This window comes from Vibrio sp. 10N.286.46.A8 (genome assembly GCF_041470165.1).
GTDB lineage: Bacteria > Pseudomonadota > Gammaproteobacteria > Enterobacterales > Vibrionaceae > Vibrio > Vibrio tasmaniensis_A.
In genome coordinates this window covers 1-12,476 of the sequence record NZ_JBFRLX010000171.1, presented here as the reverse complement: position 1 = coordinate 12,476, position 12,476 = coordinate 1, and the positions used below count along the sequence as shown (strand labels likewise).

Here is a 12,476-nt window from a genome sequence, read left to right as displayed (position 1 = left end):
GGTTTCTATTATTGGCCTTGAAGACATGGTACGTGTTAGCGCTCTGGCGGCGGGCTCAACCAAAATGCCATTTACCTTCTATATGACGGTAGCAATCATCTTCTTATTCTTCACCAGTGTTTCGACGGGCTTACTTAAGTTGGTTGAACGTAAATTCAGTATCCACGCGAGGTAGTTATGGACTTTTCATTGATAATTGAAAGCCTGCCGATTTACCTTGGTGGTTTGTGGACAACGGCTTGGATGGTTTGTGTCGCTTTGATTGTTGGCTTATTCGTAGCCATACCATTAGCTATCGCTCGTAACAGTCCAAATATGATGATTAATGCACCAGCTTGGTCGTTCATTTATTTCTTCCGTGGTACGCCGTTATTGGTGCAGTTGTACCTGATTTACTACGGTATGGACCAATTCTTCCCAGTAAAAGATACACTATGGGAAAACGCGTGGTTCTGTGCTTTAGTTGCGTTTATTCTAAACACATCAGCATATACTGCAGAGATCATTCGTGGTGCTATTAATGGCTTACCGAAAGGTGAAGTTGAAGCAGCAAAAGCGTATGGTATGAGCACACCCAAGACATACCGCCGCATCATTTTACCAAGTGCTCTACGTCGTGCATTACCGGCTTACAGTAACGAAGTTATCTTTATGCTTCATGGTTCAGCGGTAGCAGGTATCGTAACCATTATGGATCTAACTGGTGCTGCACGTTTGGTCAACTCTCGCTACTACGCTCCATTCGAGTCTTTCCTAACTGCAGGTCTATTCTACATGGCGCTAACGTTTATCATCATTGCGATTTTCAAATTCGCAGAGAAGCGTTTCCTTGCTTACCTAAGGCCGTTAAGTTAACTCTACGATACAGATTTTCTTAGACAAACGGCGCTCTTGTAGCGCCGTTTTTAATTTCAATTCAATTGTTCGGGTACCAATAAGTTTAAGTGGTATTTGTTAAATTCACTCCATAAATTACGAACCCATTAGTCGAATCAATTGACTTAAGTGAACCCATAGATACACTTGCTCCAATTTTTTTGAGTGTCGTATAACAATGAAAAAAAACATCTTATCTTTGTGTCTAATTTTGCCGTCGTCTCTACTACTTTCTGCATGTGGTGGTTCTAGTGATTCCGCTCAACCTCCGAGTAAAACGGCGGTACAAAAAGCGCTTGAATCCGGAGATGCATCCCTTGTATCTAATGCCAATGAGTTTATTGACGCCAGCCAAGCGCTCGTTGCCCAATACAAATCCGATTACAGTCAAATTAAACAGTCTCTGTCTAAAAATTCAGACGGCACGCCGCTGCGCAATCTTCATTGGGATCCAACACACGATGCCGCGATAATCTTACCAACTTACGGCTTCAACGATGTCATCCTGCAAACCAATAAAGCGATGCAGAGTGGATATACTGACCAAGAGCTTGCGATTGGTATTGCAGGTTATACATCGAGCGGTAGTCGTTACGCTGCGTTAGCAAGTAACCCATTTCGAACTAAGCAACGTTCAACGGATTCAGTCAACGCAGAAATGGATGTGTGGTTAAAAAACTTGGTGGGTTGGGCATCAGGCACAAGTTCACCTAAGAATGTTGTCTTGGCTCAGATGGAGCAGTCTTATTATTTTCCTGATGACAAAGCAACGCGAAACTGGCTAACGAGCAACATCAATCCTTCGATGGTTATCAATGATGACAACGCCTGTGACGGCAGCAAATTAAGCCAATGTATTGAAACGAACAACCCTGATTTATTGATTTTGTCTCAAAAGTTAAATGATGGTGACGAAATTAACGATGTAATGACGGGGTTACGTTTGGCGTTCAACAAAAAGATTCCCGTACTGTATTTGCATCTTGATGGCGGTATGACGGACTTAGGCAACGCACTATTTGCAGAAATGCATATGACGTATGTTGGTGATAACTATTGGCGCAGGCTAGGGCTGTCAAATTGGGATTCAACGCAACTGATTGATCGAATGCCAGATAATATCGTCAAACAACAAGCACTTTTACAGCGCCTGAAACTCGATAGTTTCACTGTTGACTTGAATTTATGTGATGACAAATCTTGCCCAGATGAGTCCAACATGGATGAAGAGTTCTATAAGGCCGCGAACAGTATTCGTTCACACCTAACGACGCTTGATAGCAAAAAAATTGATCTCTTTGCATCCAAGAACTACGAATATGAAAAGCTGTTACTGCTACTTGCTGATCGCTACCGACAAGACGTTAAGTACCCAATGGGTAAAGACGTAACAGATAGAATCGACTTTCTTCGGTCGTATTACAGTGATTACGCGACATACAACACTCGACAACATAACGCAGCACAGCCGAGTTTAGGGAACTTCAGCACCAAGAACTTTAAGAATGTCCCTCTCATCACCAAGATTATTACTTTAGAGTCAAAGAAAAACTTCCGTGCGGCGGGTGTATATGCCTTACCGGGTAAGACGATCAAAGTGACGCGATTAGATAATAACAAAGTGGCAACGTCGATTGCCCTTAACACACTACGTAGCGGTGCGACTCATGAGTTTTCGGGTAAAGACGGCTATGCAAGGCCGAAGTTTTTGACTTCGGTAACTTACCCCGTAAAACATGGAGAAACGATATACCTGACCTCTGCCTATGGCGGGACATTACAAGTTCATTTTGATACCAACGATATCGATGTAGAGCTGCGTTTTGAAAATGTTGCCCAACACCCTGTTTGGCGAAGTCAAGCGGACAACGATAGCTTTGTCGCGCAGCTCGAAGAAGGTAACTTTGACTGGGCTGAGTTGGTGACTCCCGGATTTGAAGTTCACTCTAAACTAGACAAGATGAAAGAGTCTATCGGAGCTTCTGATTGGGCACAGCCGCATGATATGGCTCTCGCCACAGAGCGTTACGTACACAACCTTCCTCATGCACTTGCGGGTTTCAAAGGGCCAGGAATTGATGAAATTGCTGAAATACACCAATACGGAGAGGCAAAGGGCTGGGAAATTGCGAACATTGATATTGTAAAGCACATGAATGCCGATCAAGCGACTTGTGGTTACGGTTGTTCAGGAAACCCTTACGATGCTTATTGGTCTTTTCATCCTCTAGGGCATGGTGATTTGCACGAGCTTGGTCATGGACTGGAAAGAGGACGTTTTAGATTCTCTGGGTGGGAAGGCCACTCAACAACCAACTACTATTCGTATTTCAGTAAATCAAAGTATTACAAAGATACGGCAAAGGTATCGTCTTGCCAAAGCCTAGACTTTAAAGGGCAGTATCAACTTTTACAGCAGAGCCGAACTCAGCCAGATCCAAACGCTTTTATGGCGGCTCAAAATCAAACGGGTTGGAGTTGGGGGGCTCGTATGTTCATTCAAATGATGATGTTGACTGAGCAGCAAGGTGTATTGAATTCAGGTTGGCATTTACTAGGGCGCTTACACTTGATTGAACGCGAGTTTAATCGCTTGAAAGCCAGTGATACTCTTTGGAACAACGGTAAAGGCTCTATTGGTTTTTCTGATTACACCAAACAAGAAGCCGAAGGCATCACCAACAATGACTGGTTGCTTATCGCATTAAGCTACGTAGCAGAAAGGGATATGAAGCAATACTTAGATATGTGGGGATTCAGTTTCAGTGATAAAGCGAAGCAACAAGTCACAGCTCTTAGTCTAAGTAACATGCCTTTGACATATTTTGCATCGTCTAATCAAGGCTATTGCTTAGATGAATTTGCTAAGACGCCGTTAGATGTTGACGGCACGACCGCTTGGCCGCTTAATTAGGTATATGGCAGATAGAGTCACGAAGAAAAAAGAGAGGAGATATTAACTCCTCTCTTTCGTTATTCGCTTCTGGTTAGCCTAGTGAACACGATTTACCAGCTACTTGATATGGCTAAGTTCTGTTACCTAAAAGTAACTACTTAAACGTCGACCAAATTGGCGCGTGATCTGACGGTTTTTCGATGCCGCGTAGTTCGTAGTCGATGCCCGCTTCAGTACACTTGTCAGCAAGCTTCTGAGTCGCAAGTACCACATCAATGCGCAGGCCGCGGTTGTCCACGAAGCCTTTTGAGCGGTAATCAAACCATGAGTATTGATCGTTCACTTCAGGGTGTAGTAAACGGAAGCTGTCCACAAAGCCCCAATCCATCAATGTTTTCAACCATTCGCGTTCTTCTGGTTGGAAAGAACATTTACCGGTTTTCAACCAACGTTTCGCATTAGGTTCACCAATGCCGATATCAATATCGGTAGGGCTGATATTAATGTCGCCCATTACGATCACTTGTTCATCTTTGTTGTGGTAATCGTTCAGGTACGTCATTAAGTCTTTGTAGAACTGGCGCTTGTACGGGTATTTGGTTTCATGCTTAATGTTGTCGCCTTGAGGGAAGTAACCATTTAGTACAGTGACCTTCTCACCGTTTTCATCTTCAAACGTCGCCATGATCATACGCTTTTGATGGTCTTCATTGTCTGTAGGAAAGCCTTTTTGTACCGAAATTGGCTCTTGCTTACAAAGCATAGCCACACCGTAGTGAGCCTTTTGACCGTGGAAGTAGACCTTGTAACCCATAGCTTCAACATCGGCTAGCGGGAAGGCTTCATCGTGCACTTTGATCTCTTGTAGACCAATCACATCAGGTTGGTGCTTATCGATAATAGCTTGAAGCTGATGAAGACGGGCTCTAAGGCCATTGATGTTGAAGCTGATTACTTTCATTTGTTTTTATACCTCTCGTAAACCCTTGTGATTGCTTGCTTTTCAAGGGCTTGCTGATTTGGTGGGTTTCATGATTAATCGTATTTAAGCATGCTTAATAATTTCTGTCGCCATTTTGTCGCCCCTAAATGGCGACAAAATGGTGTGAATACTCACTTTTACGCAGAATCTACTGAGTCTTTAGCAAGTCTAAAAAGAACGCGTATTCAAGTGCGTCTTCTTTTAATCGCTTAAATCGACCGGAAGCGCCACCGTGACCAGCTTCCATATCGGTTTTGAACAGCAGCACGTTGTTGTCTGTTTTCATCTCACGCAGCTTCGCCACCCACTTCATGGGTTCAAAGTATTGCACTTGTGAGTCATGCAGGCCTGTTGTTACCAACATGTTCGGGTAGCTTTGAGCCTTCACATTGTCATATGGTGAGTAACCTAGCATGTAATCGTAATAGGTTTGCTCGTTCGGGTTGCCCCATTCGTCATACTCGTTGGTGGTGAGAGGAATCGATTCGTCAAGCATGGTTGTGACAACGTCTACAAACGGAACATGTGCTCCGATGCCACGGTACAGTTCTGGTGCTTGGTTGATGATTGCGCCCATCAATAGACCGCCAGCAGAACCACCAACGGCGAACACTTTATCTTGTGCGCCGTAGCCTTCTTCAACCAGCCCTTTGGTTACATCGATAAAGTCGTTGAACGTATTTTGTTTGGTCAGTTTTTTGCCATCTTCATACCAAGGGCGACCAAGCATTTCTGAACCGCGGATGTGAGCTATCGCAAAAACAAAACCTCTATCCAGTAGGCTTAGGCGAGTTGAGCTGAAGGTAGGTTCAATCGTAGAGCCGTAAGAGCCATAGCCGTATTGGTAGATTGGGTTAGTGCCGTCCTTCTTGAATAAGTCTTTGCGATATACCAAAGACACAGGTACTTGCTTACCATCGCGAGCCGTTACCATAATTCGCTCTGATTGGTATTTATCCGCTTCGAAATCACCCAATACAGGTGTTTGTTTCATGACTTCGGATTCTCCTGAACTTAGGTCGAAATCATAGTAAGTACCTGGCGTGGTTAAGCTGCTGTAATAGACGCGAACTTTTGAGTTATCTAATTCATAGTTACTTGTTAGGTAAGCAGCAAAAGCAGTGTCGTTAAATTCAAGTGGGAACTCTTTCCCTGTTGAGAGTTGACGAACTTTCACTGTAGACAAGCCATTCGCACGTTGCTCGTAAACCAGATGGTCATCAAACAGCTCGAAGTCAACAAGCTGAGTATTCTCGTCAGCAGGAATGACATCGACCCATTTAGAGCGGTCATGCATCTCTTCAGCAGTGACTTTCATTAAACGGAAGTTGACCGCTTGGTAGTTGGTGTAGATGTAGTACCAATCACCTAGCTTAGCGATGCTGTACTCGATACCCGTTTCTCGTGGGTAGAAAGCTTCAGCTTTAGCGTTTGGGTTGTTGGCATCTATGACTGAAACACCGCTGGTTTCTGTACTCGAGTGCCAAATGTAGACCTGTTCACCATCTTTGCTTTTACTCAAAGAGGTGTAGTAAGCGCTGTCGGTTTCTTCGTAGATTAACTCATCGCTTGTCTGAGGTGTGCCCAAAACATGACGGTAAACTTGATAACCAAGTAATGTTTGTGGATCTTTTTTGATGTAGTAAAAGGCTTGGTTGTCGTTTTGCCATGCAATAGTGCTCGAAGCACCTTCAATTTCATCTTTTAGGTATTCACCTGTCGTGAGGTCTTTAATCTTGATGGTGTAAATACGGCGGCTCAGCGTGTCTTCGCCATAGGCCAACAAGTTTTCGCTTGGGCTGATCGTTAAGCCACCAATACTGAAAAATTCATGGTCTTTTGCTAGTTCGTTAACATCTAAGATGACTTGCTTGTCTGTACCTAAAAAGTCATTTTCACGCAAGTGAACTGGGTATTCGTTGTCACCTGTGACTTCATTCGAGTAGTAGTAGCTGCCTTTGCGAACTGGAACCGAATGGTCGTCTTTTGCGATTCGGCCTTTTATCTCTTCAAATAACTGTTCTTGTGATGCTTCAGTGTGTTTCAGCACGGCCTCTGCGTACTGGTTCTCTTGCTCAAGATGCTGCAAGATCTCTGAATCTTGGCGCTCATCATCACGCATCCAGTAATAATCATCGATTCGGGTATCACCATGAATCGTCATTGCATGAGGGACTTTCTTAGCTACGGGAGCTTGGGTTTGATGTGCGATGAGTTGCGATGGAGAGTTGTGGTCCATGGTTGTTATTCCTTGATTGCTGCATCCGGCGACAAGTGCGGCCGATACGGCTAATGTGGTTAAAGCGAAACGCATCTGTATATCCTATTGTGTACCTTACTCGTTTTAATGCCAGCATCCTTTAGTGGTTAGTTTTCTTCCAGTGATGTTATTTATAATGGGATTCTGGATTGGTACTTTCAGCGTAAGTGTCTGTTATTGTTTTCAATAAATCAAAGTAATGTTTAATGGAATCGATGGTAGATGTGAGCTGGGGGAAAACGTGCAATGAAAAAGGGACACACTTTTCAGTATGTCCCTCTTCGTTGTTTGAGCTGAGGTAGAGTTTACTTTAGATAGCCAATGGCATTTCGTTTGAATGGTCAGGTTTACGATTAACCCAACGTAAACCAAGCATGGCGATGAATGACATTGCAATCATCAAGCAACCGAGCGGCAGTTGGTCTTGAGCTGGGAAGAACGAGGCCAATAGTGTTGCGATGCCAGCACCTAGGTTTTGCATACCACCCAAAATCGCACCTCCAGTACCTGCGTGGTACGGGAATGGCGAAAGCGCCCCTGTTGTTGCCGCCGGAAATAAGATACCAGCGCCCAAAAAGTAAATCGTAGCACCGCCAATCAAAGTTAATGCTGTTGTTTGACTAAATAGACCTGGTATCAACACCACGGTAGACCCTACCAAGATAGCAACTAGTCCAACATTCAGAGCGCGGCGCTCACTGCTACGTTGTGCGATGTAACTGGATAGGCCAGCACCGACTAAGTAACCTGGAATGGGTAATACAAACAACAAGCTTACTGTGGTTGCTGGCAAGCCAAGTACCCCGCCAAGCAATACACCTGCCGCAGCTTCAAATACCGCTACACCTGCAAATGTTGCGACCAATACCAATAAGAAACCTTGGAAACGTTTGTCAGATAGAACGAATTTGTAGCTGTTGGCAACCGATTCATGTTTGCGTCGTTCTTTTGGCAGAGTTTCCATCATGCTCGTCATCATGGTGATCACCACTGCGATACCAAACAGCGCCAGGAACAAGTAGCTAGAACGCCAACCGAAAGCTTCTGTTAAGTACCCACCTAATACAGGAGCCATCAATGGTGAGAAAATCACACACATGCTAATTAAGCTGTTTGCGCGGTGCAGTTCTGCGCCTTCAAAACAGTCGCGAGTCAATGTACGAGACATCGCACCACCACAACCGATGCCCAAACCTTGTATAAAGCTACCTGCTAAGAACCATTCATATTCGTGAGCAAACAATGCCACCAAAGTACCGATGATGTAGATGATCAAACCGACGACGATGATTGGTTTGCGACCTAGGCGATCAGAAAGTGGACCGTATGCAAATTGCGACAGACCATAAGGGATCAGGTAGCACGCCATCACAGCTTGAAGCGAAGATGCTGACACCAAGAACTCACCCGCCATATGACCGATAGAAGGCACGTACATTGTTTGAGTCATTTGACCCACGGCAGTCAGGATAGCGATTAAAAAGGTAAGTTTCGCTAATGGAAACGAGGCGGACATTTGCGTATCTCTCCAAAAATTAGGACGTAAAAAGCCTTGGCGTTCCATTAAGGAGAGCCAAATAAGTAAAGTAACCTGGGAATCTAGGCGCGAGATATTAGAGATTGAGCGTCTACTTAGCAACCAAAAAGTGTGAAGTTGATCAAGATAAAAATCTATAGCTTGGATTATAAAAACTAATCCGAATTTATTGAGGTTATAAAATAAAAAGGAGTCGTTGGCTTCCTTGAAATGTTGCAATTGCTCTGAATCAATTTGCGTTATTCATGACCGGAAGCGTAGGCACAAAGATGCCTAAGTCTGACAAGCTGAAAGCTCTTGAAATCAAATCAATAACAGACAAAATACACGATTTATTAACATTTCTATAAACTTTCGTTTTATATGCACGTAATTTGTGCTGTAATTATCCGCTAAGCTATTCGTCTAACTCATTCACATTGTGCATAGCAGTTTGTTACTAATGTGATGGTTACGGTTATGGAAGTCTTTTGGCTTAAATAAGGATATTAAATGCGCTCTCTATCAGTACAGTGGAAAATAACCCTCTTAGCAGGTTGTTGTTTAATCATTACGTCACTGTCTCTCATTGGTTTCTCGATCTACAACGCGACGAGCAATCAACAGGTCATAAAATCTCAAAGCTCAGAATCGGTGATTAACAAAACTCAACAGTTGTTGGCATCCGTTTCTCAGCTTAATGCTCAAGAAACTCAACGTTATGTCGATGAAGCTATTTATCGAGCAGAAATGTTGGCTTCTAGTGCTCAGTTTCTAAAGAACAACGCAGACGAAAACTTTACCCCAAGTGAAGAGCTTCGTACTGCGTTAGATGAAATGGTTCGTCGTTCCGTTTTGAACTTTGATTCTATTCAAGGGGCTTACCTAGTCTTCAAGCCCGATTTACTTGATGCTGAAGATGCGAATTATGTCGATGCGGATTATGTCGGCTCGAATGAAAGAGGGCGTTTTGCTCCTTATTGGAAGGTCGCAGATAATGGCGAGAATGTTCTTCCAAACGTGTTATCAGAATCAACATTGAGTGATAACAGCAATAGCGAACGCTTTTTCTGTCCTTTGTCATCTGGACAAACGTGTATTAGTACGCCAAGAGTTGTGAGTAGCGGTGGTCAAGAACTGCTTACGTCTTCGATTTCGGTGCCTATCATCGTTGATGATGTGGCGATTGGTTTCTTGGGCATCGACTTAAGGCTCGATGGTTTAACCAATGTTGTCACTCAATCGGATCAAAGCTTGTTTGAAGGTGCAGGTGCGGTTTACGTCGTTAGCTTAGACGGTTCCGTTATCGCTTCTGATGATTCAAGTATTGCGGTTGGTTCGAGTTTTCAAAGCAACAATACAAGTAGCGATCTAATGACGGACTTTATCTTTGGTGGTGAAGTCACGACTCAATGGAGTGAGAATGGTGAGTGGTTACTCGCATTTGCACCTGTTATCGCTGCTAACCAAACTTGGGGTGTGCTGTTTGAGATTCCAAGAGAGAGTGTGGTTGCTGACGCGAATCAATTGGATGCCATTATTAGTACTAAGCTAAGTGAAGGTATTAAGACTGAAGTGATTGCGGGTATTAGCTTTATTCTTTTCGGTTTAGCGATCATCGCTTTTGCTTCACTGTCCATTGTTAAGCCTATTCGACAGGTGGTTGAGAGACTGAACGATATTGCTTCTGGTGAAGGTGATTTAACGCAACGCTTGGAAGTGAAATCTCAAGACGAAATTGGTCAGTTGTCACAAGGGTTTAACCTGTTCTTAGACAAGCTTCAACACACGATTAAAGAGGTGATTCAGACCACTGAGCAAGTGGCGAGCACGACAAGCCAAGCGAAGGCCTCTGCATCAAGTACTCGTGAAAGTAGTGAGTCTCAGTTTAAAGAAGTGGATCTTGTGGCGACCGCGGCAGAAGAGATGACTCAGACTTCGGGCTTAGTGGTACAAAATGCTGAAATAGCCGTTGATGCCGCTTGCGAGGCAAATCGTTCTGCTCAGCAAGGCCAACAGGTTATCGAACTTTCTGCCGGTGAAATGAGAAAGCTGGTGGATCGTATGTCGAGTGCCGTGCCTATTGTTGAAGAGTTGGCTAAAAATAACGGTAACATCACTGAGATCTTAAGTGTGATTGAAGGGATCTCTGAGCAAACCAACTTACTGGCATTGAATGCCGCGATTGAAGCGGCTCGTGCAGGTGAGCAAGGTCGAGGTTTTGCCGTCGTTGCTGATGAGGTAAGAAATCTAGCAAGCCGCACACAGTCATCGGTTGGTGAAATCAGAGCGGTGATCGACAAAGTCCACGCGGGCACTCAAGATGTCGTTGAAGCGATACAAGAAGGTAATATTCTCGCTAACGACACGGCATTACATGTTCAAAAAGCGGTCGAAGATCTGGGTTCGATCTTTACTTCTATAGAAGCGATCAGTGATATGAACAACCAGATCGTGAGAGCGGCAGAAGAGCAACAATCGGTTTCCGGTGAAGTGAACCAAAGTGTCGTTAATATCCGTGATTTGAGTGCGAAGATCTTGGATCAAGCAGCAGCTTCTGAACAAGTGGGTAGCGAAATTGACCAACTGTCCCAACAGCAGCAGAAATTGGTTAATCAGTTCAAGGTTTAGTCTAGTTGTTCACTGTATAGCTTTTAAGCTTAGTTAACAATTGAATAGAAAAAGGGACAAATGAAGATTTCATTTGTCCCTTTTATTTTTCTTGGGCTCTAACGCTTTAGGGCTTGGCGATATCCGTGAAACCGATTAACGAAGTTAGTCTTCGATAAACCAGTAACCTTTATTCACCAATTCCGTCACGACGGTTACACCTGAAGGAGAAAGATTAGTTGTTGAGCTAATTACCGAATCATCACACAGTACGTTTAGTAGATAAGAATCCGCCTGTTCAACTTTAACGACTTCTCCATTGATGTAAGCTGTGTTGCTTTCATTCTCATGGTATAGCGCCTTTAACCCCGATACTCGACAGATCTCGCCTTCTGACTCTAAGTGTTGGGCGATCTCTTCTTCTGTCCATAATGGCTCAGGAGCGACGATATCTAGCTGGTGGCGTGATTGGCTTAGCAGACACCCCATGAATTCACTGATGGTTTCAGGTTGCTCTAGTGCAGATTTCAACATGTCAGTGAGATTGCTTAAATCCGATGAACGAATTTTGCCGTAGCCTTCTTGCGTTTTGAACTCTGGATCATGCAGGTGAACATCACCCATATCATGAGCAAGTACAAAGTCGGCAAAGTTGCTGATCAGCTCTTGTTCTTTAGGGGAGCGGTAGCCAATAGAGTAGCTCATTGACGGCTCTAAAGTGTTCCCTTCATGCGGGAAACCTGGTGGGATATAAAGGATATCGCCCGGCTCTAAAGTTTCATCAATGATCGGGTCAAAACCTTCGATTTGACGAAGTGCAGAAGCTTGAACGGTCTCTTTGTATTGGCCAATATCTTTTGCGCCGACTTTCCACTGGCGTTTACCTTGGCCTTGAATGATGAATACATCGTATTGATCAATATGGGGGCCTACGCCACCTTCTGGTGCTGAATAGCAGATCATTAGATCGTCAAATAACCAGTTTGGTAACGCTTGGAACGCTTCAGTCAGCTGATTGGCACCCTGATGCCAGTGGTTAGCCGCTTGAACGATCAATTGCCAATGTGTTTCAGTGAGTTCGCCAAACTTCTCTTCTGAGAATGGACCATGTTCTGCAGTCCATTGATTGTCGAGGTTAGAGACAAAGCGAGAATCCACTTCTTCTTCCATCGATAAACCAGCAAGTTCTTCCGGCGAAATTGGGTCGACGAAGTTTTGGAAGCCACCTTTCAAGATGGTTGGTTTTTTATGCCAGTAGTTTTCAAGAAATTCGGGCATAGAAAAGCTAAGTTGGTACATGTGAATCCTGTATGTTTTTATGCTAGATGCTAGATGC

Annotated in this window: 7 protein-coding genes and 1 pseudogene; 4 read left to right on the top strand and 4 right to left on the bottom strand. The window is 44.0% G+C overall.

The window, feature by feature from the left end; translation table 11 throughout:
• The 3 genes and pseudogenes from AB4232_RS16585 to AB4232_RS16575 all read left to right on the top strand — a co-directional run.
• Positions 1–175: pseudogene (locus AB4232_RS16585) on the top strand (arginine ABC transporter permease ArtQ); the annotation flags it as partial.
• 2 nt (positions 176–177) lie between these two features.
• Positions 178–855, top strand: a complete 678-nt coding sequence (locus AB4232_RS16580) for an ABC transporter permease (protein WP_009846321.1) — start codon at positions 178–180, stop codon at positions 853–855.
• Positions 856–1,054: 199 nt separating this feature from the next.
• Positions 1,055–3,790, top strand: coding sequence for an ImpA family metalloprotease (locus AB4232_RS16575; RefSeq protein WP_065678767.1), 2,736 nt, complete (start codon positions 1,055–1,057; stop codon positions 3,788–3,790).
• 136 nt (positions 3,791–3,926) lie between these two features.
• Here the strand turns inward: AB4232_RS16575 and xthA are convergent, their stop codons facing one another.
• From xthA to emrD, 3 genes are all read right to left on the bottom strand, one after another.
• Positions 3,927–4,733 carry an exodeoxyribonuclease III gene (gene xthA / locus AB4232_RS16570; RefSeq protein WP_017102068.1) on the bottom strand — a complete coding sequence of 269 codons (807 nt, stop codon included), beginning with the start codon at positions 4,731–4,733 and terminating at the stop codon, positions 3,927–3,929.
• 169 nt (positions 4,734–4,902) lie between these two features.
• Complete coding sequence (locus AB4232_RS16565; protein WP_372087553.1) at positions 4,903–6,993, bottom strand: S9 family peptidase; 2,091 nt, start codon at positions 6,991–6,993, stop codon at positions 4,903–4,905.
• Between the two features lie 331 nt (positions 6,994–7,324).
• A complete protein-coding gene (gene emrD, locus AB4232_RS16560; RefSeq protein WP_029223912.1) occupies positions 7,325–8,530 on the bottom strand; it encodes a multidrug efflux MFS transporter EmrD in 1,206 nt (401 codons plus the stop codon).
• 513 nt (positions 8,531–9,043) lie between these two features.
• On the opposite strand from emrD, the gene AB4232_RS16555 reads away from it, so the two are divergent.
• Complete coding sequence (locus AB4232_RS16555; RefSeq protein WP_372087552.1) at positions 9,044–11,161, top strand: methyl-accepting chemotaxis protein; 2,118 nt, start codon at positions 9,044–9,046, stop codon at positions 11,159–11,161.
• A gap of 144 nt (positions 11,162–11,305) precedes the next feature.
• Here AB4232_RS16555 and AB4232_RS16550 read toward each other — a convergent pair whose 3' ends face one another.
• Positions 11,306–12,439, bottom strand: coding sequence for a JmjC domain-containing protein (locus tag AB4232_RS16550; RefSeq protein ID WP_372087551.1), 1,134 nt, complete (start codon positions 12,437–12,439; stop codon positions 11,306–11,308).
• Positions 12,440–12,476: the final 37 nt, after the last annotated feature.

What these genes read in the sequence shown, in the direction of transcription:
- AB4232_RS16580 (WP_009846321.1), top strand. Translation starts at nt 178, where the DNA reads ATGGACTTTTCATTGATAATTGAAAGCCTGCCGATTTACCTTGGTGGT.
- AB4232_RS16575 (WP_065678767.1), top strand. Translation starts at nt 1,055, where the DNA reads ATGAAAAAAAACATCTTATCTTTGTGTCTAATTTTGCCGTCGTCTCTA.
- xthA (WP_017102068.1), bottom strand. Translation starts at nt 4,733, where the DNA reads ATGAAAGTAATCAGCTTCAACATCAATGGCCTTAGAGCCCGTCTTCAT.
- AB4232_RS16565 (WP_372087553.1), bottom strand. Translation starts at nt 6,993, where the DNA reads ATGGACCACAACTCTCCATCGCAACTCATCGCACATCAAACCCAAGCT.
- emrD (WP_029223912.1), bottom strand. Translation starts at nt 8,530, where the DNA reads ATGTCCGCCTCGTTTCCATTAGCGAAACTTACCTTTTTAATCGCTATC.
- AB4232_RS16555 (WP_372087552.1), top strand. Translation starts at nt 9,044, where the DNA reads ATGCGCTCTCTATCAGTACAGTGGAAAATAACCCTCTTAGCAGGTTGT.
- AB4232_RS16550 (WP_372087551.1), bottom strand. Translation starts at nt 12,439, where the DNA reads ATGTACCAACTTAGCTTTTCTATGCCCGAATTTCTTGAAAACTACTGG.